Source organism: Antarctobacter aquimaris, assembly GCF_900184945.1.
Taxonomy (GTDB): Bacteria; Pseudomonadota; Alphaproteobacteria; order Rhodobacterales; family Rhodobacteraceae; genus Maliponia; species Maliponia aquimaris.
Genome location: NZ_FXYF01000008.1, coordinates 116817 through 141684, shown reverse-complemented (window position 1 = coordinate 141684; position 24868 = coordinate 116817). Strand labels below are relative to the sequence as shown.

The window sequence follows — 24868 nt, the reverse complement described above, 5'->3', positions numbered from 1 at the left end:
TTTCCTTCCCGGGCCGTTCCGGCGGTGGCGCAGACCCGCCTGCCGGCGCGGGAGGTGGTTGTTGGACAGGGCGCGCTGCATTACCTCTTGCGCAGGTTCAGACAGACGCGAGGACGCCATGATTCACCGGACACTGCCCGTTTCGCCCTTCCAGCGCATGCTCGCGGGCGTGCTGGCGCTGATCTGCGTCGTGGCGATGGCCTTGCCCGCCCGCGCCGAGCCGGTGGGCGACCTGATGCGCGCGCTCAAGATCGACTCGATGTTGCAGATCATGCGCGAAGAGGGGCTGGCCTACGGCGGTGAACTGGCGGGCGACATCCTGCCGGGCGGCGGCACCCGCAGCTGGACCGTGCAGCTGGACGAGATCTACGACATCGACCGCATGCGCGGCGTCGTCTCGCAGGGGATGTCGGGTGTCCTGGCCGAGGCCGATCCCGACCCGCTGGTCGCCTTCTTCACCTCCGAGCTTGGCGCGCGGATCATCGGGCTGGAGCTGTCCGCCCGCGAGGCGATGATCGACGACGCGGTCGAGGAGGCCGCGCGCCAGACCTATCGCCAGATGAAGGACAAGGACGATCCGCGCCTGGCGCAGATCGCGCGGTTCATCGAGGTCAACGACCTGCTCGAGGCGAATGTCGCCGGCGCGCTCAACGCCTCGTTCCGCTTCTACAGCGGGCTGGTGGACGGCGGCGGGCTGGCGATGACCGAATCCGAGATCCTCGCCGACGTCTGGGCGCAGGAGGAAGAGACGCGGGACGACACGCGGGAGTGGCTCAACGCCTTTCTGCTGCTCGCCTACGAGCCGCTCAGCGACGACGAGCTCGAGGCCTACATCGCGCTGTCGGAAACGGTGCAGGGACGGGTGCTGAACCGGGCGCTGTTCAGCGGCTTCAATGCCATGTACGACGAGATTTCCTATGCCCTGGGCCTGGCTGCGGCGCGGCAGATGCAGCAGCAGGAACTCTGAACAGACGCCGCCGCGCGGCCGCGGTTTGCCGCCGCCGCGCAGCGCAACAAGGGCTTGACAATCCATGCCCGCCACGGCCATAAGCCGCCCACCACGAGGACGGGGCTACGGCCCCGCCTTTTGTTTTTGTCAATGATCGCTCCTGACGGGGCGCGCCGTTCGAGGCGGGGCAGGGTGCCCCACGAACTCCGCAAGGGGCCACAGAACGCGGCAATGAAGAGGAAGACGCGCATGTTCGCGGTGATGAAGACCGGCGGAAAACAGTACAAGGTCCAGGCAGGCGATACCCTGCGGATCGAAAAGCTGGCCGCCGACGCGGGTGAGACCGTGCAGTTCAACGAAGTCCTGATGCTGGGCGGCGACACCACCGTCATCGGCACGCCGACCGTGGCCGGCGCCGCGGTGCAGGCCGAGGTGATCGACCAGATCAAGGGTGACAAGCTCATCCACTTCGTCAAGCGCCGCCGCAAGCACAGCTCGCAGCGCACCAAGGGCCACCGCCAGCAGCTGACGCTGGTGCGCGTGACCGAGATCCTCGCCAACGGCGCCGACGCGTCGGGTGTCAAGGCCGCCCTGGGTGCAGGTTCCGCGCCCAAAACCGCCGCTCCGGCGGCAAAAGCGGCCCCCAAGGCCGCCGCCGCGGTTGAAACCGCCGACGACCTGACCCAGATCACCGGTGTCGGCCCCGCCGCCGCCAAGAAGCTGGTCGAAGCCGGCATCACCACTTTCGCCCAGCTGGCGGCCGTGGACCCCGAGACCTTCTCGGCCACCAAGGTCAAGCCCGAATGGGTCGACCAGGCCAAGACCCTGGTCTGACAGAGTTAAGGAGAGAGACGAATGGCACACAAGAAAGCAGGCGGTTCCTCCCGTAACGGCCGCGACTCCGCAGGGCGTCGCCTCGGCGTGAAGCTCTATGGCGGTCAGGCCGTGATCCCGGGCAACATCATCGTCCGCCAGCGCGGCACGAAGTTCTGGCCGGGCCAGAACGTCGGCATGGGCAAGGATCACACGATCTTCGCCACCGTCGAAGGCGCCGTGCAGTTCCACAAGGGCCTCAAGGGCCGCACCTTCATTTCGGTGCTGCCGGCGGCAGAGGCCGCGGAGTAACGCCGGACACGTTGTCGAGTGACAGACAAGGGGATCGGCGAACCGGCCGGTCCCCTTCGTCTTTTTCGCGTCCCGGGTCGGCCCTCATTTGGTCAGAAAGATCGGCCAGCCAGAAGGCGATCATGACCGAATTCGATCCGGCGCATGCACGGGAGGAGTTATCAGTATGGGCCTGAGCACGGAAATCCAGCCGGTCGTCAGCACCGACAGGTTCGACCTGCGCCCGGTGCGCCGGTCCGACATCGGCCTGATGGAGCTTTACGCCGGAGACGAGCGTGTGGCGCGCATGACCACCTCGATTCCGCATCCGCTGCCGCCCGGCGCGGCCGAAGCCTTCATCACCCGCGCCACCTCGGTCGACCGCAAGGAAGACGTCTGGGCGATGGATGCCACCAAGGTGGACGGCTCCGAACTCATGGGGCTGATCTCGCTCGAGCGGATGGACCGCAACCAGTCCGAGGTCGGCTACTGGGTTGCACCCGCGTTCTGGAACACCGGCCTTGCGTCCGAGGCCGTGCGCGCGCTGGTCGAAGCCAACCCGATGCGCAATTCGACGATGTTCGCCTCCGTCTTTCAGGACAACCCGGCCTCGGCCCGGGTGCTGGTGAACTGCGGTTTCGAATACATCGGCGATGCCGAAGCGTTCTGCGTTGCCCGCAACGCCAAGGTGCCAACCTGGACCTACATTCGCAGGCTGGCCTGAGCCGGGGTCCGCGAGGTCCGCGACACTGACTGACCGCCCGCCCGGGCCGCTGACGCCCGGCGGCCCTGATGGCCTGTGGCCGCAAAGTGCGCCGCTTGAGCCCGTTGCCAAACCCCGCTAAACCGCCGTCACCCTCGCCCGAAAGCCCGTTCCATGAAATTCCTCGATCTCTGCAAGGTCCACATCCGCTCCGGCTCGGGGGGGAATGGCTGCATCAGCTTCCGCCGCGAGAAATTCATCGAGTTCGGCGGCCCGAACGGCGGTGACGGTGGCGACGGCGGCTCGGTCTGGGTCGAGGCGGTGGACGGGCTGAACACGCTGATCGACTTTCGCTACCAGCAGCACTGGTTCGCGCAGAACGGCGAGGCCGGCAAGGGCTCGAATCGCACCGGGGCGAATGGCGGCGACATCGTGTTGCGGGTGCCGGTGGGGACCGAGATCCTGGAGGAAGACGAGGAAACCGTGGTCGCCGACCTGACCGAACTGGGCCAGCGCATCCTGCTGGCCAAGGGCGGCAACGGTGGCTGGGGCAACGCCCGGTTCAAGACCTCGTCCAACCAGGCGCCGCGCCATGCCAACCCCGGCCAGGACGGCGTGGAACGTACCCTTTGGCTGCGGCTGAAGCTGATCGCCGACGTGGGGTTGGTCGGTCTGCCCAACGCGGGCAAGAGCACGTTTCTCGCCGTGACCTCCAATGCCCGGCCCAAGATCGCCGACTATCCCTTTACCACCTTGCACCCCAACCTGGGCGTGGTCGAGGTGGACGGCACCGAATTCGTGGTCGCCGACATCCCCGGCCTGATCGAGGGTGCGCACGAGGGCCGCGGCCTCGGTGACATCTTCCTTGGCCATGTCGAGCGTAGCGCGGTGCTGCTGCATCTGATCGACGGCACCTCCGGCAGCCTGATCGAGGACTACCAGACCATCTGCAACGAACTCGCGGCCTATGGTGCCGGCCTTGCCGAGAAACCGCGCGTGACGGTGCTGAACAAGATCGACGCGCTGGACGCCGAAGAGCGCGTCTTTCTCAAGGACGAGCTTGAGGCGGCCGGGGCCGAGGACGTGATGCTGATGTCCGGCGCCACCCGCGAAGGCGTGACCGAGGTGCTGCGCGCGCTCAAGCCGCACGTCATGGCCCGCCGCGCCGCCGACCGCCCGGTCTCTCCCGAGGAGGAGCAGGAGGGCGACCAGTGGCAATCCTGACCGAGGCCCGCCGCGTCGTCGTCAAGATCGGCTCGGCGCTGCTGGTGGACCGGGCGACGGGCGCGCTGCGCACCGACTGGCTCGAAGCGATCTCGGAGGACATCCACGCGCTGAAGGCGCGCGGCGCGGACGTTGTGCTGGTGTCGTCGGGCTCCATCGCGCTGGGGCGGGTCATCCTCAAGCTGCGGATGACGCAGCTGGCGCTGGAACAGTCCCAGGCCGCCGCCGCCGTGGGGCAGATCAGCCTCGCCCGCGCCTGGCAACAGGCGTTGGCACCGCACGGGCTGACCGCTGCGCAGATCCTGGTGACGCTGGAGGACAGCGCCGACCGCCGCCGCTATCTCAACATGCGCGCCACGATGGACACGCTGCTGGGCTTTGGCGTGGTGCCCATCGTCAACGAGAACGACACCGTCGCCACGGACGAAATCCGCTATGGAGACAACGACCGCCTGGCCGCGCAGGTGGCGGTGACCGTGGGCGCGGACCTGCTGGTGCTGCTGTCGGACGTCGATGGCCTCTATACCGGCAACCCCAACAGCGATCCCGAGGCGCGGCGGCTGGACGTCGTGACCGAGATCACCCCCCAGATCGAGGCGATGGCCGGCGACGCCGGCTCCGGCCTGTCCAAAGGCGGGATGAAAACCAAGGTCATGGCGGCCAAGACCGCCACCGCCTCGGGCTGCGCGATGATCATCTCGCACGGCGCCGAGATGCACCCGCTGCGGCGGCTGACCGAGGGCGCGCCCTTTACCCTGTTCACCCCGCACCTCGACCCGCATGCCGCGCGCAAACGCTGGATCGCCGCGATGAAACCGCAGGGCACCCTGCGCGTCGACGATGGCGCCGCGAGGGCGCTGGCGGCGGGAAAATCGCTGCTGCCGGCCGGGCTGCGCACGGTCGAGGGCGATTTCGGCCGGGGCGAGCCGGTGACCATCCGCACGCTGGCCGGGCAGACGCTGGGTCAGGGGCTGACCCGCTACACCGCCGCCGAGGCCCGCGCCATCGCCGGGCACCACAGCTCGGAGATCGAACAGATCCTGGGTTATCCAGGGCGCGCGGTGCTGATTCACCGCGACGACATGGCGGTCTGAGCGCGCGGTCCGACCCGAGGCTTTGACCGCGCGGCTTCTTCTCTTTAGAAATACTCAACTGCACCGCTGGCCAGGGGGCTTTTCCGATGAAGGATTTCGACGACATTCCCGCGCTGATGAAGGACATCGGGACCAAGGCGCGCGCCGCCGCCGCCGATCTCGCCTGTGCCCCGGCCGAGCAGAAGCGCAAGGCGCTGGAGATCGCGGCCGACACGCTCTGGGCGCGTCGCGCGCAGGTCATCGAGGCCAACGCCCGCGATCTGGACTATGGCCGCGACAAGGGCCTGAGCCCGGCGATGATGGACCGACTCATGCTGGACGAGGCGCGGATCAAGGGCATCTGCGACAGCCTGCGGTCGGTCGCGGCGCAGCAGGACCCGGTGGGCCAGGTCATGGCCGAGTGGGACCGTCCCAGCGGGTTGCATATCCAGCGCGTGCGCACGCCCTTGGGCGTGGTCGGCGTGATCTACGAGTCGCGCCCCAACGTGACGGCGGACGCGGGCGCGCTCTGCCTCAAGGCGGGCAACGCGGTGATCCTGCGCGGCGGGTCCGAAAGCTTCCACTCCTCGGGCGCGATCCATGCCTGCCTTGTCGAGGGGCTGCGTGCCGCCGGCCTGCCCGAAACCGCGATCCAGCTGGTGCCCACGCGCGACCGCGCCGCGGTGTCCGAGATGCTGGCGATGACCGATTGCATCGACGTCATCGTGCCGCGCGGCGGCAAGGGGCTGGTCGGCCTCGTGCAGCGCGAGGCGCGGGTGCCGGTCTTTGCCCATCTCGAGGGCATCGTGCACATCTACATCGACAAGGAGGCCGACCCGATCAAATCCCTGGCCGTGGTCAAGAACGCCAAGACCCGGCGTACCGGGATCTGCGGTGCGGCCGAGTGCCTGCTGATCCACCGTGACGTGGCCGACACCATCGGCCAGGGCGTGATCCGCGCGCTGATCGAGGCCGGTGTCGAGGTGCGCGCCGACGCGGACCTTCAGACCATCCCCGGCACTGTTCCGGCGACCAGGGGTGACTGGGGGCACGAGTACCTCGACAGCATCATCGCCGCCCGCGTGGTCGACGACATCGACGCCGCCATCGCCCACATCCGCCGCTACGGCTCCAACCACACCGACTGTATCCTGACCGAGGACGATGCCGCGGCCGCGCGTTTCTTCGAGCGGCTCGATTCGGCGATCCTGATGCGCAATGCCTCGACCCAGTTCGCCGATGGCGGCGAATTCGGCATGGGGGCCGAGATCGGCATCGCCACCGGCAAGATGCACGCGCGCGGCCCGGTGGGGGCCGAGCAGCTGACCAGCTTCAAGTACCTGGTCACCGGCGATGGCACGGTCCGGGCCTGACCCGGACCGCCGGGGGTCAGAGGATCTTGAGCGTGATGGTCTCGTCCCGCAGGGTGGCCATCAGCTGGTGACCCTGCGCCTCGGCGAGGATCGGCAACAGGGCGAAATGCACCCGGTCGGCGGCGGGGTCGTCCAGCGGAGCGGCGCCGTTCAGATGGTCCCAGAGCAGCTGCTGCGCGGCGAGCCGCTGTCCCTGTGCCGTCACGGTCCATCCGGCGGCATCGCGGTCAAAGCGGACCGTGCCGCCATAGGGCAGGGCGCTTTCGCAGCAGAGGTAGGCGAGGAAGGCCAGTTGCACCTCGGTGCGCGGCAGGTCCTCGTTCGGCATCCATTCGACCTGCATCCTGCCGCCCTTGCCCAGCGCGGTGAGGGTTGCCATGGTCTCGCGTCGGCCCATCTTCTGGGTGCTGCCCGCGCTGCCAAAGGCGACCCGAAAGAACCGGATTCGGGCGGCCGCGCTTTCGCAGCTGTCCTGGATCAGGGCCATTTCCGGGCTGGGGTCGCCACCGGCGCCGGACAGGGCGATCAGCTCCAGGCCATTCTGGATCGCCCCGATCGGGCTGATCAGATCGTGGCAGAGGCGCGATCCGACAAGGGCGGCAAGGGTGGCGCTGGAATTGGACATATAGAGCTCCGAGGGAGAAGAGTGGATTGACAGATCTGAACGCGTTACTGGAGCCGGGCATGCTGGTTCGCAATCCCGACCGGCCGGACTGGGGCACCGGTCAGGTGCAATCGAACATCGGCGGCCGTATCACCGTCAACTTCCGCGAAGAAGGCAAGGTTGTGCTCGACAGTTCAAGGGTGTCCCTCGTTCCGGTTTATGATGGTTAACGTAATTGGCCAGTGGTTGAGGAAAGGTTAACCGCTTCCTCCCCGGGAAGCCAAGAGTTGCACTCGGGCGGAGGCTTGCCTAAGAGCGTGGGCGTCAGGCGGCAAGGTTCGGGGAGCAAGGGTGTGACAGAGAATTTCTCGGTCCGGCTTGCGCGCAGCGCCGGTGATCTCGCCGCGGCCCAGCGTCTGCGCTATGATGTCTTCGTCGAGGAACTGGGCGGAGACGGGCCGCTGGTCGATCACGCGGCGCGGATGGAGCGGGACCGTTTCGATCCCTTCTTCGATCACCTGCTGGTGTGTGACGAGGCCGCCAAAGGGCGGGTCGTCGGTGTCTACCGTCTGCTGCGCGACGACCAGGCCAGGGCCGCGGGGCAGTTCTATTCCGAGGACGAATATGACCTCGCCGTGCTGCGCGACAGCGGGCGGCGGCTGCTGGAACTGGGCCGCTCCTGCCTGCACCGCGACTATCGCGGCGGCGCGGCGATGTTCCACCTCTGGCAGGGGTTGGCGCGCTACGTGCAGGACCACGACATCGAGGTGCTGTTCGGCGTCGCCAGCTTTCACGGCACCGATCCCGCGAAACTGGCGCAGCCGCTGTCGCTGCTGCACCACCGCCACCTCGCGCCGCGTGACCTGCGGGTGCGGGCGCGGGAATTCCAGCCGATGGACTTGCTGCCCGAGGACGTGATCGACCGCCGCCACGCGATGTTGCAGGTCCCGGCGCTGATCAAGGCATATCTGCGGCTGGGCGGCTTCGTGGGTGAGGGGGCATTTGTCGACCACGCCTTCAACACCATCGACGTCTGCCTGGTGATGGACTCCGCGCGCATGAACGAACGCCAGCGCGCGCTCTACACCCAGGATCGCCCGTCGTGAGAAGTGCGGCATGAGCGGGACCTGGAACGCCGCCGAGCCACCCGATCTGCCGCCCATCACGCCCATGGGATGGCTGCGGGTCGCCGTGCGGCTGCCGCTCATGGCAGGGGTGATCTTTGGCTGCCTGGCCCTGCTCGTGCTGGTGCGGCTCATCGAGCGGCCGCTTTTCGGGCTGGAGCGGCCGGTGACGCCGCACATCACCCGCTTTGTCTGCCGCAGCGTGCTGCTGATCCTCGGCCTGCCGGCGGAAACGCGTGGCCGGCGGATGGAGGGGCGCGGCGCGGTGGTGGCCAACCACACCTCCTGGCTGGATATCTTCGTGCTGAACAGTCGCGACCTGATCTATTTCGTGGCGAAATCCGAGGTCGCCCGCTGGCCCGGCATCGGCTGGCTGGCGCGGGCGACCGGCACCGTCTTCATCCAGCGCGACCCGCGCGCGGCGCAGGAGCAGACTCTTGTCTTCGAGGCGCGGCTGAAGGCGGGGCACCGGCTGCTGTTCTTCCCCGAGGGCACCTCAACCGACGGTTTGCGGGTTCTGCCCTTCAAGACGACGCTGTTTGCCGCCTTTCATTCCGAGGCCCTGCACCACCGGATGCAGATCCAGCCGGTCAGCGTCGTCTACCATGCGCCGACCGGCGCACATCCGCGGTTCTACGGCTGGTGGGGCGACATGGATTTTGGCGGCTCGCTGCTGCGGCTGGCGGCGCAGGCGCGGCAAGGCAAGGTGGTGGTGATCTATCATCCGCCGCTCCGGGTGGACGATTTCGCCAACCGCAAGAGCCTGGCCCGCGCGCTGGAGGACCAGGTGCGCGAGGGTCACGCGGCCGAGCTTGGGCCCGTCGACCCGGCGCTGCTCTAGCCGCGCATCGCGGCGGCCAGCGCCTTGAGCGTGGCGGCGGGATCCTCGGTGCTCCAGATCTCCTCGCCGATGGCAAAGAAATCCGTCACCGGGGCCAGCGCGGTGACCAGCTCCGGGGTCAACCCGCCCTCGGCCACCACCGGCAGCTCGATCATCTCGGACCACCAGGCAAACAACTCGGGCTCGGCCAGCGCGCCATCGGCCAGCCTGCCGGACACCGGCCCGAAGGAGATGTAATCCGCGCCGTTCTCGCCGGCGGTCATGCCGTCGTGGCGCGACTGGCGGCAATAGGCGCCGACGATGGCATCCGCACCCAGCGTCTTGCGCGCCGCCCGGACGGACCGCGCGCCGTCCAGCAGGTGCACCCCGTCGAGGCCCAGCCGTTCGGCCAGCACCACATGGGTTTCGATCACCAGCGCCACGTCGACCCGGTGCGCCACCTCGCGCATGGCATCCGCCGCGCGCATCAGCCGGTCCTCGTCGCGGGTGGCCAGGCTGAGCCGCAGGCAGGCGACCTCGACCGTGTCGAGCACGCGCGACAGGATCTCGGGATAGCTGCCCAGGTCGAACTCGGGCGGCGTGACTAGGTAGATCTGCGGGGCGTCTGGCTCTTTGGTCATCGGTCTGCTCCTGGTCCGGTCGCCCTCATAGCGCGGGCCGCGCCGCTTTGCACGGCGCTTTTTCGCGGGCTTCCGGGGGCTTGCCCCCGAAGGCGCGGGGCATTACCCCTCCGCCGGATCACAGGGAGCAAGACATGGCGACAGGCATTCCGCAACCGGCCATCGTGCTGGTCCGGCCCCAGATGGGCGAGAACATCGGCGCGGCGGCACGGGCGATGTGGAATTTCGGGCTGGACCGGATGCGCATCGTCGATCCGCGCGACGGCTGGCCCAATTCCGCCGCCGTGGCGATGTCCAGCGGCGCGGGCCGCCTGCTGGACGAGGCGCAGCTGTTCGACGACGTGGCCGGCGCGGTGGCCGACTGCACCTTTGTCCTGGCCACCACCGCGCGGCCGCGCGACCTGACCAAGTCCATCTGGACCCCCGAGGCCGCCCTGGCCGAGGCGGCGCGGCGAATCGCGGGGGGCGAGAAGGTGGCGCTGATGTTCGGCCCGGAACGCGCGGGGCTGGAGAACGAGGATATCGCCCCGACCAACGGCATCATCTCTGTCCCGGTCAACCCGGAGTTCCCCTCGCTCAACCTGGCGCAATGCGTGCTGCTCTGCGCCTACGAATGGCGCCGCGCGACCGAAACGGTGGCGGGCAAGGTGGAGTCGCTGGCCGGCACCGAACTGGCCGAGCAGCACGAGGTCGAGCACCTGGCGCGGCACTACGAGGAGCGGATGCAGGAGGCCGGGTTCTTCTTCCCCGAGCACAAGGCCGACAGCATGAAGGTCAACCTGCGCAACATGTGGTCGCGCCTGCCGCTGACCCGGGCCGAGGTGCAGATGCTGCACGGCATGATGCGGCAGATCGTGCGCTGGAAAGACCGAAAGGCGGACTGACCGCTCTGGTCAATCCGCCTGAAGGCCGGGCCGGTCGGGGAGGGCAACCGGCCCGCGATACGCTGTGGGATCAGTAGTTGTAGTAATGCTTGTTGCTGTGGTGCTTTTTCTTGGGCACCCAGTAGCAGGGCTGGCCCTGGAGGTACTTGGCCGAAACCCAGTAGTAGTTGTGGTTGAAGTAGACCTTGGCCCAGCCGTGCTTGTAGGCGACGATGTGGACCGGGGTGCAGGCCTCGAAGGTGCCGAGCACGTAGTAGTGGGTTCCGGGGCCCGAGCGGGCGTTCAGGGCGTAGTTGCCGACCCAGGCCTGGGTGGCGGAAGCGGCGGAGGCACCCATGGTGGCTGCGGCGAGGACGGCGGAAAGGATGAACTTTTTCATGGTGTTGGTCCTTTGGGTCTGGGGTGTGGCAGGCTGTTTGTCTTCTGCACCCAACTTACGGTTTGCGCCGCCTTGGCATAAGTCCGGCATTCATTACTGAGGTATTCCGGACCTTCGGCTGCCCTGGCGGGTTGCGGCACGGACCGGCTGCCGCGCCCATCCCCATTGAGCAAAAGAAAAAGCGCACCGACCTTTCGGTCGATCCGCGAGTTGGCCGGGCCGGCCAGGGAGGAAACCGGCGCCGGGGAGGTATGGAGGAGGTCAGTAGTTGCCGCTGCCGCCGTACTGCTTTTTCGGGGGCGTGTAGACTGGCGCCTTGTAGGTCTGCTTGGGCGGGGTGTAGGCGGGCGGCGTGTAGGTCGGCGGGGAGTAGGTGCAGGCATAGTCCTGCAGATACTTGGCCGAGACCCAGTAATAGGTGTTGTCGTAGTACACCTTGGCCCAGTCGTACTGGTATTCGATCACGTCCACCGGGGTGCAGGGGTTGAAGGTGCCGAGGACCGAGTAGTTCGTGCCGGGGCCCGAACGGGCGTTCAGGTGGGCCTGGCCGACCCAGGCCTGGGTGGCGGAGGCCGCCGACGCGCCGAGAGTTGCAACAGCGACGATGGCGGGGATAATCAGCTTTTTCATGGAAGTCATTCCTTTGGTCTATGATCCTGAGGTCGAAGGGGCAGGTGCTTTATCGTGAGTCCATAATCTATGTCTTCGATCATCGTAGCATAAGTCAGGCATTCCTGACCGCCGTTTTTTGCCCTCGTGTCCGGCGAGGCCCAAGAAAGGGCGGACCGACCTTTCGGTCGATCCGCGTGTTGGCCGGGCCGGCCAGGGAGGAAACCGGCGCCGGGGAGGTCGGGAGGAGGAGGTCAGTAGTTGTAGTAATGCTTGTTGCTGTGGTGCTTTTTCTTGGGCACCCAGTAGCAGGGCTGGCCCTGGAGGTACTTGGCCGAAACCCAGTAGTAGTTGTGGTTGAAGTAGACCTTGGCCCAGCCGTGCTTGTAGGCGACGATGTGGACCGGGGTGCAGGCCTCGAAGGTGCCGAGCACGTAGTAGTGGGCGCCGGGGCCCGAGCGGGCGTTCAGGGCATAGTTGCCGACCCAGGCCTGGGTGGCGGAGGCGGCGGAGGCACCCATGGTGGCTGCGGCGAGGACGGCGGAAAGGATGAACTTTTTCATGGTGTTGGTCCTTTGGGTCTGGGGTGTGGCAGGCTGTTTGTCTTCTGCACCCAACTTACGGTTTGCGCCGCCTTGGCATAAGTCCGGCATTCATTACTGAGGTATTCCGGACCCCTTGGGGCGGGATGCCGCATGCGCTTGAAGGCCCGGGAGCGGCGCTCTACTGTCCGTCGAAAATACGCGGAGGCTGGCCATGGCACAGAAACGCAAGCTGTTCGAAGAGGTGGGCGAGGGTGCCCGTACGGTGACCGCCCCGGCAGGCGGCATGATCGACGCCGGAAAGCGCGGCGCGCGCGGGGCGGTGCGCCTTTGGCTGATGGTGCTGTTCGTCCTCGTCATGGTGATGATCGCCGTGGGCGGGCTGACACGGCTGACGGACTCGGGCCTGTCGATCACCGAATGGCGCCCGATCACCGGGGCGCTGCCGCCGATGAGCGCCGAGGCCTGGGCCGTGGAGTTCGACAAGTACCGCCAGATCCCCGAGTACCAGTTGCAGAACAAGGGCATGAGCCTGGAAGAGTTCCAGGTCATCTACTGGTGGGAATGGGGCCACCGGCAGCTGGGCCGGGTGATCGGCCTGGTCTGGGCGCTGGGGTTCTTCGGTTTCCTGGCGACGCGCCGGATGCCGCCGGGTTGGACCGGCCGCCTGCTGGGGCTGGGTGCGCTTGGCGGGCTGCAGGGCGCGATCGGCTGGTGGATGGTGTCCTCGGGGCTGGGCGGCGAGATGCTGGATGTCGCCTCGTACCGGCTGGCGACACATCTGGGCCTGGCCTTCGTGATCCTGGGTCTGATCGCCTGGTACATCTACCACCTGAGTTTCGAGGAGCGCGTGTTGATGCAGGCGCGGCGCAGCGCCGAGCCGCGGCTGTTCTCGATCACCACCGGGCTGTTGCACTTCAGCTTTCTCCAGATCCTGCTGGGCGCGCTGGTGGCGGGGATCGACGCCGGGCGCAGCTACAACGACTGGCCCCTGATGGGCGGCGAGATCTTCCCCTCGGGCGCGCTGGACATCGAACCGCTGTGGCGCAACTTCTTCGAGAACCCTGGGCTCGTGCAGTTCATGCACCGCGTTGCGGGCTACCTGCTGCTGGCCTTCGCCATCGTGGTCTGGATGCGCTCGCGGCGCTCTGCGAATGGCGACACGCGGTTCCGCTACAACCTCGTTCTTGCGGTATTGCTACTACAGGTAGTGCTGGGTATCGTCACGGTTGTGTATTTCGCGCCGTGGCAGTTGGCCATCGTGCATCAGCTTGGGGCGGTTGCACTTTGGTCGTTGATATTGCGGGCGCGTTTTGCGGCAAGGTATCCCGCACCCCAGAGCATAAGAGGAAAAGCCTGAATGGGCGCATATGAAGATTTGATGGCATTCCAGCGCGACACCGAGGCGCTGGCACAGGTTGCGGGCAGACTGAGCTGGGACCAGGAAACCATGATGCCGCGCGGAGCGGCCGACCAGCGCAGCGACGAGCGCGCGGCGATGGAGGCGGTGCTGCACCAGCGCCGCACCGACCCGCGCATCGGCGAATGGCTGGCCGCCATCGCCGAGGACCAGCTTGACCCGATCGCCAAGGCGCAGCTGCGCCACATCCGCCGCAGCCACGAACGCGCGGTGCGGGTGCCGGAAAGCCTGGCGTCGGAGCTGGCGCGGCTGATCAGCCGGGCGCATGTGATCTGGGCCGAGGCGCGGGCCGACGACGATTTCAACGCCTTTGCCCCGGTGCTGAAAGAAGTGATCGCCCTGCGCCAGCAGGAAGGCGCGGCGCTGGCTGCCGGTGGCGATGTCTACGACGCGCTGCTGGACGATTACGAACCGGGCGCCAAGGCGGCAGACCTAAAGGCGATGTTCGGCGCGTTGCGGCCGCGCCTCGTGGCGCTGCGCGAGGCGGTCCTGTCCCAGCCGCAGCCCAAAGGGCTGGACGGCACCTTTGATGAGACCGGGCAGATGAAGCTGGCGCGGATGCTGGCGCGGACCTTTGGCTATGACCTCAAGCGCGGGCGCGTCGACAAGGCGGTGCATCCCTTCAGCTCGGGGTCGGGCGATGACGTGCGGATCACCACCCGGACCATGCCGCTGGAGCCGTTCAACTGCTTCTACTCGACCATCCACGAGGTCGGCCACGCCTGTTATGAACAGAACATCAACCCCGCCTATCGCCTGACGCCGCTGGGTGGGGGCGTGTCGATGGGCGTGCACGAAAGCCAGAGCCGCATCTACGAAAACCAGCTCGGCCGCTCGCGCGCCTTCACAGGCTGGCTCTACCGCCAGATGCGCGACACCTTCGGCGATTTCGGCATCAAGGACGAGGACGGGTTCTATGCCGCCGTGAACTCGGTGCGCAACGGCTACATCCGGACCGAGGCGGACGAACTGCAATACAACCTGCACGTCCTGTTGCGCTTTGACCTGGAGCGCGCGCTGATCTCCGGTGACCTGCTGGTCGATGACCTGGAGGCCGCCTGGAACGACCGCTTCGAGGCGGATTTCGGCTTTGCCGTGGATACGCCGTCGAACGGCGTGTTGCAGGACGTGCACTGGTCGGCCGGGCTGTTCGGCTATTTCCCGACCTATTCGCTGGGCAATGTCTACGCCGGCTGCCTGTACAAGGCGCTGACCACGGCGGTGCCGGATCTCGATGCACAACTGGTCAAGGGAGATACCCGTGCCGCGACAAGCTGGCTGCGGGACAACCTCCAGCAATACGGCGGGCTCTACACGCCGCGCGCGGTGATCGAAAAGGCCAGCGGCGGCGCGCCGACCGAAGGACCGTTGCTGGACTACCTGGAAGAGAAGTTCTCGGCGCTCTACGGCGTCTGACCTGGTGGAAAAGGGGAGGGCGCTTGGCCCTCCCCCTGCATTCCACGTGTCGACAGGCTCAGGCCGTCTGCAGTGCGGCCCGACCGGTCAGCCGATCCAGCGACCAGGCTCCGGGGCCGGCAAGGGCCAGCGCCAGGTAGCCGCCGGTCAGCGCGATATTCTTCAGCAGCATGGTGAACTGCATCTGGTCGCCCGGCACGTAGTGGTACAGCACACCGGAAACCAGCGCGAACAGGCCCAGCGCCAGCGCGGCGATGCGGGTCTGGAAACCGACGATCAGGGCAAGACCACCGACGATCTCGAACAGGACAACGGGCCAGGCCAGGAAGGCAGGAACGCCGCCCGAGGCCATGTAGCCGGCAAAGCCCTGTACATCGCCCAGCTTGCCGAATCCGGCCAGCACGAAAAGAACACCCAGCAGGATTCGGGCGGCCAGCAGTCCGGCATTGGTCGTCAGGGTCGGGGACATGAGACATCTCCTTTGTTCAGGTCCGATACGCTTCATGTATCGCCCTGCGAAAGAATGAAATCTCGCGTTCTTTCACAGGGCCTGTGCGGCGATTGACAGGACCTATTCCGGTTCGTCCTCGTCTCCCTGATCGGCGATCCAGGCGACAGACACCACGGTTTCGCCCTTGCCGGTGTTGAACACCTTCACGCCGCCCGCGCTACGCGACCGGAACGAGATCCCCTCGACCGGCACGCGGATCGACTGCCCGGTGGAGGTGGCCAGCATGATCTGGTCGTCCATCTCGACCGGAAAGCTGGCGACGATCTCGCCGCCGCGCATGGATTTCTCCCAGGCGGTGACGCCCATGCCGCCGCGTCCGCGCACCGGGTAGTCGTGGCTGGACGACAGCTTGCCCAGGCCGCGCGCGGTGATGGTCAGGATCAGGTTCTCGGCCGCCGACATCTCGGCATAGCGTTCCTGCGGCAGCGCGCTGTCGGCATTGCCCTCTTCCTCGTCCGAAGGCTCGGCCTCGTCGGTCAGGCCCGCCATGGCGCGGCGCATCTTGAGGTAGGAGGCGCGCTCATCGGACTCCGCGTCAAAGTGGCGGATGACCGACATCGACACGACCTCGTCGCCGTTCGACAGGCGGATGCCGCGCACACCGGTGGAGTTGCGCGAGTTGAACACCCGCACCTCCGGCACCGGGAAACGGATCGCCCGGCCGGAGTTGGTCACCAGCATGACGTCGTCATCCTCGGAACAGATGCGAGCGTTGATCAGGCGGGTGTTCTCGTCCTCGCCCTCGAACTTCATCGCGATCTTGCCGTTGCGCATGACGTTGGTGAAATCCGACAGCCGGTTGCGGCGCACGCTGCCCTTGGAGGTGGCAAAGACGATCTGGAGGTCGTCCCAGTCCTCTTCGGGACGGTCGACGGGCATGATCGCCGCGATCGAGACGCCCGCCGGGATCGGCAGGATGTTGACGATGGCCTTGCCCTTCGAGGTGCGCCCGCCCAGCGGCAGGCGCCAGCACTTCAGCTTGTAGACCATGCCGTCGGTGGTGAAGAACAGCAGCTGCGTGTGCGTGTTGGCGACAAACAGCGTGGTGACCACGTCGTCGTCCTTGGTCGCCATGCCGGACAGGCCCTTGCCGCCGCGCTTCTGCGACCGGAAATCGGCCAGCGCGGTGCGCTTGATCCAGCCGGACTGGGTCACGGTGACGACCATGTCCTCCTGCTCGATCAGGTCCTCGTCTTCCAGGTCGCCCGCCCAGTCGACGATCTCGGTGCGGCGCGGCACGGCGAATTCATCGCGGATCGCGCGCATCTCGTCGCCGATGATCTGCATGATGCGCTCACGGCTGGACAGGATGTCGAGGTAGTCCTTGATCTTGGCCGCCAGCTCTTCCAGCTCGTCGGTCACTTCCTTGACGCCCAACTGGGTCAGGCGTTGCAGGCGCAGGTCGAGGATCGCGCGGGCCTGCGTTTCGGACAGGTTGTAGGTGCCGTCGTCGTTGGCCTTGTGGGTCGGATCGTCGATCAGCGCGATGTAGGGCAGGATCTCGGCGGCGGGCCAGCGCCGCTCCATCAGCTTTTCGCGCGCCTCGGCGGCGTCGGCGGACTGGCGGATGGTGCGCACCACCTCGTCGACGTTGCTGACCGCCACGGCGAGGCCGCACAGCACGTGCGAGCGTTCGCGCGCCTTGCGCAGCAGGTGGGCGGTGCGCCGCGCCACCACCTCCTCGCGGAAGTCGATGAAGGAACTGAGGAACGCGTACAGCGTCAGCTGCTCCGGCTTGCCGCCGTTCAGCGCCAGCATGTTGCAGCCAAAGCTGACCTGCATCGGGGTAAAGCGGAACAGCTGGTTCAGCACCACCTCGGCGGTGGCGTCACGCTTGAGCTCGATCACCACGCGCACGCCGTCGCGGTCGGATTCGTCCTGGACGTGGGCGATGCCCTCGATCTTCTTGTCGCGCGCGGCCTCGGCGATGCGCTCGATCATCGTCGCCTTGTTCACCTGGTAGGGAATCTGGTCGATGATGATGGCGTAGCGGTCCTTGCGCAGCTCCTCGATCCGGGTCTTGGCGCGGATGACGACGCTGCCGCGCCCTTCAAGGTAGGCCTTGCGCGCGCCGGAGCGGCCCAGGATCACGCCGCCGGTGGGAAAATCGGGGGCGGGGATGTATTCGATCAGATCGTCGCTGGACAGGTCCGGGTTCTCCATCAGCGCCAGAGTCGCGTCGATCACCTCGCCCAGGTTGTGCGGCGGGATGCGCGTCGCCATGCCGACGGCGATGCCCTCGGCGCCGTTGACCAGCACGTTGGGATAGCGCGCCGGCAGGACGGTCGGCTCCATCCGCTCGTTGGCGTAGTTGGGTACAAAATCGACGGTCTCCTTGTCGATGTCCTCGAGCAGGCTTTCGGCGGCCTTCTGCAACCGGCTCTCGGTGTAGCGGTAGGCCGCGGGCGGGTCGCCGTCCATCGAGCCGAAGTTGCCCTGCCCGTCGATCAGCGGCAGGCTCATCGAGAAGTCCTGCGCCATCCGCACGAGGGCGTCATAGACCGCTGAGTCGCCGTGCGGGTGGTACCGGCCCATCACGTCGCCGACCGCTGTCGCGCATTTGCGATAAGGTTTCGCGCGGGTCTGGCCGTTTTCCCAGAGCGTATAAAGGATGCGCCGGTGCACGGGTTTCAGGCCATCGCGCAGGTCCGGGATGGCGCGGCTGACGATCACGGACATGGCATAGTCGAGATAGCTCGACTTCATCTCGTTTTCGATCGAGATCGAGGGGCCGCCAAACTTCGGGCGGTTTTCTTCTTCGTTCTCAGGGGTTTCTGGCGTATCGTTCACGTATGCTGCCTGTCGGTTGATCTGCCATATCTTGTTGAGCCGCTTATATCAGAGACTAGGTATTGGGTGCAATGGTGGGGGTGCCCGGGCGGCTGGCAGCCAGCGGGTCAGGGTGCTAACACACTGTTTTTATTGAAAAGTAAAGATTCTCTTGGCAGCATCGTCTTACGCGTCGAAACACGAGGTAAAACACGATGCAGGCGTCCGAAACGGAAATGATGCTCAAGGGATACGGGCTGACCACCGCGGAATTCTTCTATCGCATGCCCGATTACAAACACGTGCTGAACACCTTCATCTGGCAGGAATACGACCTTGCGCCGGATCACCCCAAGCTGTTCGGCTTCATCGAGTTCTGGCAGGACACGATCGAAGGTCCGCTGCACTCGGTGCGCTTCACCCACCGCAAGATGATCTCGCCTGGCGAATGGCGCAACGTGGTGGGCGAGTTCCGATATCACTGAGCCGGGAGGCAGGGGCGCTGCCCCGCTTGGTCCCGGACCCGGTCTGGGGCCAAGTCCCGCTAAAGGGAACTCGGGCCAACGAAACATCCACACCAAAACCAAGGGCGGGCCGGCGGTCTCCCACCCGATCCGCCGTTGGAGACCTTCTCGGCTTCTTCCGTCGCAGTTTCCTGCTTGACGACCCATCCCGCACGTCAGCGCGACTTGGGAAAAACCCCTTGCAGCTTCTTCTGGCAAAGAAATATCCCGGGGTCCGGGGCAGAGCCCCGGTCCCACGCTGCCGCCCGAGCATCTGTCAGGTCAGGGGATGATGCGTGAGTACTTCACGCCTTCCAGCGTCGCGCCGACCCGCAGGCCGGACTGGCCAAAGATCACCGCGATCACCGGCGCCAATTGCGTCGTCGTCTCGGCGGCCAGCGTCTCGCCCCGTTCGGGGGTGGCGTAGAGGATGTTGGCGCCCGCCGCGTAACCGCCCGAGCGGCGGAAGGTCTGCAATGCCTCGTTGGTCATGAAGAACAGCACGTGGCTGTACTGCTGCCCGCCGATCTGCAACCCGCCCGAGGCCTTGGCCACGGAATAATAGTCCACCGTCGCGCCGTTGATGCGCAGCGAGCCTCGACCGTAGCCGCCCCCCAGGCCAAGCCCGACCTCGGTCACAAGCGGCATGACCAGCATGCCGGCGGATTTCGCCTCGAGGTCGCGCGTCGCGGGGTACTGTGAATAGAGCTGCGACAGGGTTGCGTCCACCCGCGCGTCGATGCGGGCGGGGCCGGAGCTGCCGATCCCATTCGCGCAAGCACCCAGGAGGGCCGTCGCGCCGAGAGCGAAAGTCACATTGCGTCTGGTGAGTGTCATGATGCGCCTGTTCCTGCTATTGCCTCGTTTCCGGCCGTGCCGCCGGTTGCGGCGCAATATACGGGGGGCGACAGGGGTTGTCACCTCATCTTGTAGATCATCGGCGGGGGTTTGCGCGCAAAAGCCTTGAGAAAGGCTTTTGCAAAATCCGTCGGGGCGGATTTTGCGCCCGGCTCAGCCGTTCAGCAGCCGCGCCGCGGCCGGTGCGAAATAGGTCAGCACCCCGTCGCAGCCCGCGCGCTTGAAGCTCATCAGGCTTTCCAGCATGACCTTCTCGCCATCCACCCAGCCGCGTTCGCCCGCGCCCGCCAGCATCGCGTATTCGCCCGACACCTGGTAGGCAAAGGTCGGCGCGCCGAACATTTCCTTGGCGCGGCGGCAGATGTCGAGATAGGGCATGCCGGGCTTGACCATGACCATGTCGGCGCCCTCGTTCAGGTCGCGCGCGATCAGGCGCATCGCCTCGTCTGCGTTGCCGGGATCCTGCTGGTAGGTCTTCTTGTCGCCCTTCAGCGCGCCCGAGGCGCCCACCGCGTCGCGGAACGGCCCGTAAAAGGCCGAGGCGTATTTCGCCGCATAGCTCAGCAGCAGCACGTGCTGGTGCCCCGCGTCCTCCAGTGCCCCGCGCAGCGCGCCGATGCGGCCGTCCATCATGTCCGAGGGGCCGATGATGTCGGCGCCCGCGTCGGCCTGGCTCAGCGCCTGTTTCACCAGCGCCTCGACCGTGCGGTCGTTGACGATCTCGCCGTTCTCGACAAAGCCGTCGTGGCCATTGATGTTGTATGGGTCGAGCGCCACGTCGGTCATCACCGCGATCTCGGGCACCGCCGCCTTGATCGCCCGCGTGGCGCGGTTCGACAGGTTGTCGGGATTCCAGGCCTCGGCGCAGTCCTCAGTCTTGAGGCGCGGGTCGGTGTAGGGAAACAGGCAGATCGCCGGGATACCCAGGGCATGAGCCTCGCGCGCGGCCTCCACCACCTTGTCCACAGACAGCCGGTTCACCCCCGGCATGGAATGGATCGGCTCGACCATACCTTCGCCGTCACGGACGAAGACCGGCCAGATGAAATCGGCCGGGCTCAGCGTGGTTTCCTGCACCAGCGCGCGGATCGCGGGGGTGCGGCGCAGCCGGCGCAGGCGGGTCGCGGGAAAGGGGGCAAGGGTCGGTTGCATGATCTGGCTCCGTCTCGGCGTCACCTTTGGGTGACACGGAAGCGGTCAGGCCACAAGGCCCATTGCAGAGGCCCGGGGCAGGCGCGATAAGCGGGGCGCGCGACAGGCGCGGTCAGGAAAAGAGCGGACTATTGGACTGGTACAGCACGGTCTTCGAAGTGATCGACCTCAGGTCGTTTTCGAACCTCTGGTTCTGGATCATGCTGGCGGTGCTGTGGTCCTCGACCAGTCACTGGGTGCTGGGGGTGCCCTACGACATGGTCGCGCGCGCGCGGCGCGTCGGAGGGCAGGCCGAGCAGGACCTCGAAGACCTGGTGCGCATCAACACCAACCGCCTGCTGTTCATCGCCCAGGAGTCCGGTCTGTGGCTGGTCGCGCTCGGCTCGGCCTTCCTGACGGGAATGGCGCTGTTGGGCTTCGTCTACTGGCTGGAATGGGCGCAGGCGGTGTTCCTGCTGGCCTTTCCGATGACGCTGGTGGCGCTGCTCAGCCTTGCTTCGGCCCGCCGCATCAAGGGCGGCGAGGACTCTGGCGAGCCGCTGTGGCGCCGGCTGCGGATCCACCGGATGCTGACCCAGCTGATCGGCGTCGTGTCGATCTTCGTCACCGCGCTCTGGGGCATGTTCGTGAACATGACCGTGCTGGTGTTCTGATCCACTCCGGCCGGTTGACGCGCCGCGCCGACCGCGCCATGTGAGCCAACATGACGAATGAACGCATCATCATGGGCGGCGCGCCCGAGGGGCATGACGCCCGCCTGCTCCTGCGCGAGGTGGAACGGGCCGGCGGCCCGGTGGTGCATGTCGCCCGCGACGACCGGCGCCTCGCGGCGCTGCGCGATGCGCTGGCGTTCTTTGCGCCCAACATGCCGGTGGTGATCTTTCCGGCCTGGGACTGCCTGCCCTATGACCGGGTGTCGCCCAATGCCGACATCTCCGCCGCGCGGATGGCGACGCTGGCGGGCCTCGTGCACGGCATGCCGGCGCGCTATATCCTGCTGACCACGCTTTCCGCGGCGATGCAGTACGTGCCCGCGCGGGGCGTGCTGCGCGAGGTGGCCTTTACCGCCCGCGTCGGCGACCGTGTCAACGAAGAGGCGCTGCGCAACTTCCTGGTGCGCATGGGCTTTTCGCTGGCCTCCACGGTGACCGAGCCGGGCGACTACGCCATTCGCGGCGGCATCATCGACATCTACCCGCCGGGTGAGGGCGGGCCGGTGCGGCTGGATTTCTTCGGCGACGTGCTGGACGGCGCGCGCCGCTTTGACCCGGCCTCGCAACGCACCACCGAAAAGCTGGAGCTGGTCGAACTCGCGCCCGTGTCCGAGGTGATCCTGGACGACAGCGCCATCACCCGGTTCCGCCAGAACTACCGGATCGAGTTCGGCGCGGCGGGCACCGACGATCCGCTCTACGAGGCGGTCAGCGCGGGGCGCAAGCACGCCGGGGTCGAACACTGGCTGCCGTTTTTTCATGAGAAACTGGAAACCCTGTTCGACTACCTGCCCGGCGCGCCGGTCTGCCTGGACGATCAGCTGACGCCCTCGCGGCTGTCGCGCTGGGACAGCATTGCCGATCAGTACGACGCCCGCCGCCACGCCCTGAACCAGAAGAAGTCGCTGGGCAGCACGGTCTACAAGCCGATCCCGCCGGGTTTGCTGTACATGGACGATGCCGCCTGGGAGAGGGCTGTGGACGGCCGCCGGGTGGTGCAGTTCCACCCGCTGCCGCAGGCCAGCGGGCCGGGCGTGGTGGACGCGGGCGGGCGCATCGGGCGCAATTTCGCCCCCGAGCGCCAGCAGGAAAGCATCAGCCTTTTCGGAGCCTTGGCGGCGCATGTGAAGGCGCGGATGCAGGACGGCCCGGTGCTGATCGCCTCCTATTCCGAGGGCGCGCGCGAGCGCCTGACCGGCCTGATCGAGGACGAGGGACTGGCCGAGGCGATCCCCGTCGCCAACGGCACCCGCATCGGCAAGCGCGGGTTGCACCTGGCGGTCTGGTCGCTGGAGGCGGGTTTTGATGCGCCGTGGGAGCCGGCAGGCCCCAAGGGGCGGCTGACCGTCATCTCGGAACAGGACGTGCTGGGCGACCGGCTGATCCGTCAGCCCAAGAAGCGCCGCAAGGCCGAGAACTTCCTGACCGAGCACCAGTCGCTGTCGCCCGGCGACCTGGTGGTGCACGTCGACCACGGCATTGGCCGCTATCACGGCCTCGAGGTGGTGACGGCGGCGGGCGCGGCGCATGAATGCCTGACGCTGGAATACGCCGAAGGGTCCAAGCTGTACCTGCCAGTCGAGAACATCGAACTGCTGTCCCGTTACGGCCACGAGGAAGGCCTGCTGGACAAGCTGGGCGGTGGCGCCTGGCAGGCCAAGAAGGCCAAGCTCAAGCAGCGCATCCGCGACATGGCGGACCGGCTGATCCGCATCGCCGCCGAACGCGCGCTGCGCAAAGCGCCGATCATGGACCCGCCACCGGGGGCCTATGACTCCTTCGCCGCGCGGTTCCCCTACCAGGAGACCGACGATCAGCTGAAGGCGATCGAGGATGTCATGGAGGACATGCATTCCGGCATGCCGATGGACCGGCTGATCTGCGGCGACGTCGGCTTTGGCAAGACCGAGGTCGCCATGCGCGCGGCCTTTGTCGCGGCCATGTCGGGCGTGCAGGTGGCGGTGATCGCGCCCACCACGCTGCTGGCCCGCCAGCATTACAACGGCTTTGCCGAGCGGTTTCGCGGCTTTCCGGTGCAGGTGGCGCCGCTGTCGCGCTTTGTCGGCAGCCGGCAGGCGGCGCTGACCCGCGAGGGCATCGCCAAGGGCACGGTGGACATCGCGGTCGGCACCCATGCGCTGCTGGCCAAGGGCATCCGCTTCAACAACCTCGGGCTGCTGATCATCGACGAGGAACAGCGCTTTGGCGTGCAGCACAAGGAACGGCTGAAGCAGTTGCGCAGCGACATCCACGTGCTGACCCTGACCGCGACGCCGATCCCGCGCACGCTGCAACTGTCGCTGACCGGTGTGCGGGATCTCTCGATCATCGGCACGCCGCCGGTCGACCGGCTGTCGATCCGCACCTATGTGTCGGAGTTCGACCCCGTGACGATCCGCGAGGCGCTGCTGCGCGAACATTACCGGGGCGGGCAGTCCTTTTTCGTGGTGCCGCGCCTGACCGACCTGCCCGAGGTCGAGGAGTTCCTGCGCGACCAGGTGCCCGAGGTGACCTACGTCGTCGCCCACGGCCAGATGGCGGCGGGCGACCTCGACGAGCGCATGAACGCGTTCTACGACGGCAAGTACGACGTGCTGCTGGCCACCACCATCGTCGAATCCGGCCTCGATATCCCCACCGCCAACACGATGATCGTGCACAAGGCCGACATGTACGGCCTGTCGCAGCTCTACCAGATACGCGGCCGGGTTGGCCGCGCCAAGACCCGCGCCTATTGCTACCTGACCACCAAGCCGCGCACCAAGCTGACCGTGACGGCGGAAAAACGGCTGCGCGTGCTGGGCGCGATCGACACGCTGGGGGCAGGCTTTTCGCTGGCTTCGCAGGACCTCGACATTCGCGGCGCGGGCAACCTGCTGGGCGAGGAACAGTCCGGCCAGATGCGCGACGTGGGGTATGAACTCTACCAGTCGATGCTGGAGGAGGCGATCGCCAAGATCCGCGCCGGCGAGATGGAAGGGCTGGCCGAGGCCGACGGGCAATGGGCGCCGACGATCAACCTGGGCGTGCCGGTGCTGATCCCCGAGGACTACGTGCCCGACCTGGACGTGCGGCTGGGCCTCTACCGGCGGCTGTCGAACCTCACCACCAAGGTGGAGCTGGAAGGCTTTGCCGCCGAGCTGATCGACCGTTTCGGCAAGCTGCCGCGCGAGGTGAACACCCTGCTGCTGGTCGTCCGGATCAAGGCCATGTGCAAGAAAGCCGGAATCGCCAAGCTGGACGGCGGACCCAAGGGGGCGGTCATCCAGTTCCACAACGACAAGTTCGCCTCGCCGCAGGGGCTGGTGGAATTCCTCAAGGATCAGAACGGGCTGGCCAAGGTCAAGGACAACAAGATCGTCATCCGCCGCGACTGGACCCGCGAAAAGGACAAGATCCAGGGGGCCTTTGCCATCGCCCGCGACCTGGCGGACATCCTCAGCGCCGCGAAGAAGCAGGCCAAAGCCTGAGAGGGTTCGCCTTTTCAGTCGGTTGCG

The 24868-nt window shown here is 66.8% G+C and carries 25 protein-coding genes; 16 read left to right on the top strand and 9 right to left on the bottom strand.

What is annotated here, in order from left to right:
- Positions 1 to 118: 118 nt before the first annotated feature.
- The 7 genes from MAA8898_RS15400 (at position 119) to MAA8898_RS15370 (ending at position 6426) form a co-directional block, all read left to right on the top strand.
- Positions 119 to 967 carry a DUF2059 domain-containing protein gene (locus tag MAA8898_RS15400; protein ID WP_245853432.1) on the top strand — a complete coding sequence of 283 codons (849 nt, stop codon included), beginning with the start codon at positions 119 to 121 and terminating at the stop codon, positions 965 to 967.
- A 231-nt stretch (positions 968 to 1198) separates the two neighbouring features.
- Entirely contained in the window at positions 1199 to 1783 is a 585-nt protein-coding gene (locus MAA8898_RS15395) for a 50S ribosomal protein L21 (RefSeq protein ID WP_094021921.1), read from the top strand.
- 21 nt (positions 1784 to 1804) lie between these two features.
- Positions 1805 to 2074 (top strand): 50S ribosomal protein L27, encoded by a 270-nt coding sequence (gene rpmA, locus MAA8898_RS15390; protein ID WP_094021920.1) that lies wholly within the window; start codon positions 1805 to 1807, stop codon positions 2072 to 2074.
- 166 nt (positions 2075 to 2240) lie between these two features.
- Positions 2241 to 2777, top strand: a complete 537-nt coding sequence (locus MAA8898_RS15385) for a GNAT family N-acetyltransferase (protein ID WP_094021919.1) — start codon at positions 2241 to 2243, stop codon at positions 2775 to 2777.
- Positions 2778 to 2930: 153 nt separating this feature from the next.
- A complete protein-coding gene (gene obgE, locus MAA8898_RS15380) occupies positions 2931 to 3980 on the top strand; it encodes a GTPase ObgE (RefSeq protein ID WP_094021918.1) in 1050 nt (349 codons plus the stop codon).
- Positions 3968 to 5074, top strand: a complete 1107-nt coding sequence (gene proB, locus MAA8898_RS15375) for a glutamate 5-kinase (protein WP_094021917.1) — start codon at positions 3968 to 3970, stop codon at positions 5072 to 5074. Before obgE ends, proB begins: the two co-directional genes overlap by 13 nt.
- An 86-nt stretch (positions 5075 to 5160) precedes the next feature.
- Positions 5161 to 6426, top strand: coding sequence for a glutamate-5-semialdehyde dehydrogenase (locus tag MAA8898_RS15370; RefSeq protein ID WP_094021916.1), 1266 nt, complete (start codon positions 5161 to 5163; stop codon positions 6424 to 6426).
- A gap of 16 nt (positions 6427 to 6442) precedes the next feature.
- Here the strand turns inward: MAA8898_RS15370 and MAA8898_RS15365 are convergent, their stop codons facing one another.
- Entirely contained in the window at positions 6443 to 7051 is a 609-nt protein-coding gene (locus tag MAA8898_RS15365) for a histidine phosphotransferase family protein (RefSeq protein ID WP_094021915.1), read from the bottom strand.
- Between the two features lie 26 nt (positions 7052 to 7077).
- Between MAA8898_RS15365 and MAA8898_RS15360 the strand changes: the two genes are divergently transcribed.
- The 3 genes from MAA8898_RS15360 (at position 7078) to olsA (ending at position 8995) form a co-directional block, all read left to right on the top strand.
- Positions 7078 to 7260 (top strand): DUF3553 domain-containing protein, encoded by a 183-nt coding sequence (locus MAA8898_RS15360; RefSeq protein WP_094021914.1) that lies wholly within the window; start codon positions 7078 to 7080, stop codon positions 7258 to 7260.
- A 123-nt stretch (positions 7261 to 7383) separates the two neighbouring features.
- A complete protein-coding gene (olsB, locus tag MAA8898_RS15355; protein WP_094021913.1) occupies positions 7384 to 8136 on the top strand; it encodes an L-ornithine N(alpha)-acyltransferase in 753 nt (250 codons plus the stop codon).
- A gap of 10 nt (positions 8137 to 8146) precedes the next feature.
- A complete protein-coding gene (olsA, locus tag MAA8898_RS15350) occupies positions 8147 to 8995 on the top strand; it encodes a lyso-ornithine lipid O-acyltransferase (RefSeq protein ID WP_094021912.1) in 849 nt (282 codons plus the stop codon).
- On the opposite strand, the gene MAA8898_RS15345 is transcribed toward olsA, so the two are convergent.
- Positions 8992 to 9615 (bottom strand): thiamine phosphate synthase, encoded by a 624-nt coding sequence (locus MAA8898_RS15345; protein ID WP_094021911.1) that lies wholly within the window; start codon positions 9613 to 9615, stop codon positions 8992 to 8994. The two genes, olsA and MAA8898_RS15345, sit on opposite strands and share 4 nt — an antisense overlap.
- 134 nt (positions 9616 to 9749) lie before the next feature.
- On the opposite strand from MAA8898_RS15345, the gene MAA8898_RS15340 reads away from it, so the two are divergent.
- Positions 9750 to 10499, top strand: a complete 750-nt coding sequence (locus MAA8898_RS15340; RefSeq protein WP_094021910.1) for an RNA methyltransferase — start codon at positions 9750 to 9752, stop codon at positions 10497 to 10499.
- Between the two features lie 70 nt (positions 10500 to 10569).
- Here the strand turns inward: MAA8898_RS15340 and MAA8898_RS15335 are convergent, their stop codons facing one another.
- The 3 genes from MAA8898_RS15335 to MAA8898_RS15325 all read right to left on the bottom strand — a co-directional run bounded on the left by MAA8898_RS15335 (position 10570) and on the right by MAA8898_RS15325 (position 12050).
- Entirely contained in the window at positions 10570 to 10878 is a 309-nt protein-coding gene (locus MAA8898_RS15335) for an SH3 domain-containing protein (protein ID WP_094021909.1), read from the bottom strand.
- Positions 10879 to 11139: 261 nt separating this feature from the next.
- Complete coding sequence (locus tag MAA8898_RS15330) at positions 11140 to 11508, bottom strand: SH3 domain-containing protein (RefSeq protein WP_176445182.1); 369 nt, start codon at positions 11506 to 11508, stop codon at positions 11140 to 11142.
- 233 nt (positions 11509 to 11741) lie between these two features.
- Positions 11742 to 12050 (bottom strand): SH3 domain-containing protein, encoded by a 309-nt coding sequence (locus tag MAA8898_RS15325; protein WP_094021907.1) that lies wholly within the window; start codon positions 12048 to 12050, stop codon positions 11742 to 11744.
- 193 nt (positions 12051 to 12243) lie between these two features.
- On the opposite strand from MAA8898_RS15325, the gene ctaA reads away from it, so the two are divergent.
- Positions 12244 to 13389 carry a heme A synthase gene (gene ctaA / locus MAA8898_RS15320; RefSeq protein WP_094021906.1) on the top strand — a complete coding sequence of 382 codons (1146 nt, stop codon included), beginning with the start codon at positions 12244 to 12246 and terminating at the stop codon, positions 13387 to 13389.
- Positions 13390 to 14865, top strand: a complete 1476-nt coding sequence (locus MAA8898_RS15315) for a carboxypeptidase M32 (protein WP_094021905.1) — start codon at positions 13390 to 13392, stop codon at positions 14863 to 14865.
- Positions 14866 to 14923: 58 nt separating this feature from the next.
- Here MAA8898_RS15315 and MAA8898_RS15310 read toward each other — a convergent pair whose 3' ends face one another.
- Both MAA8898_RS15310 and gyrA read right to left on the bottom strand, forming a co-directional pair.
- Positions 14924 to 15334, bottom strand: a complete 411-nt coding sequence (locus tag MAA8898_RS15310) for a DoxX family protein (protein WP_094021904.1) — start codon at positions 15332 to 15334, stop codon at positions 14924 to 14926.
- A gap of 102 nt (positions 15335 to 15436) precedes the next feature.
- Positions 15437 to 18166, bottom strand: a complete 2730-nt coding sequence (gene gyrA / locus MAA8898_RS15305; RefSeq protein ID WP_094021903.1) for a DNA gyrase subunit A — start codon at positions 18164 to 18166, stop codon at positions 15437 to 15439.
- Between the two features lie 194 nt (positions 18167 to 18360).
- Between gyrA and MAA8898_RS15300 the strand changes: the two genes are divergently transcribed.
- On the top strand, positions 18361 to 18630 hold the full coding sequence (locus MAA8898_RS15300; RefSeq protein WP_094021902.1) for an usg protein: 270 nt from the start codon (positions 18361 to 18363) through the stop codon (positions 18628 to 18630).
- A gap of 300 nt (positions 18631 to 18930) precedes the next feature.
- Here MAA8898_RS15300 and MAA8898_RS15295 read toward each other — a convergent pair whose 3' ends face one another.
- Together MAA8898_RS15295 and hemB are read right to left on the bottom strand one after the other, a co-directional pair.
- Entirely contained in the window at positions 18931 to 19485 is a 555-nt protein-coding gene (locus MAA8898_RS15295) for a lipid-binding SYLF domain-containing protein (protein WP_094021901.1), read from the bottom strand.
- 174 nt (positions 19486 to 19659) lie between these two features.
- Positions 19660 to 20658 carry a porphobilinogen synthase gene (gene hemB / locus MAA8898_RS15290; RefSeq protein WP_094021900.1) on the bottom strand — a complete coding sequence of 333 codons (999 nt, stop codon included), beginning with the start codon at positions 20656 to 20658 and terminating at the stop codon, positions 19660 to 19662.
- Between the two features lie 131 nt (positions 20659 to 20789).
- Here hemB and MAA8898_RS15285 point away from each other — a divergent pair, with 131 nt between their 5' ends.
- The gene (locus tag MAA8898_RS15285; RefSeq protein WP_094021899.1) at positions 20790 to 21311 is read left to right on the top strand and encodes a component of SufBCD complex; all 522 of its coding nucleotides are present in this window, start codon (positions 20790 to 20792) and stop codon (positions 21309 to 21311) included.
- Positions 21312 to 21361: 50 nt separating this feature from the next.
- A complete protein-coding gene (gene mfd / locus MAA8898_RS15280; protein WP_094021898.1) occupies positions 21362 to 24841 on the top strand; it encodes a transcription-repair coupling factor in 3480 nt (1159 codons plus the stop codon).
- Positions 24842 to 24868: the final 27 nt, after the last annotated feature.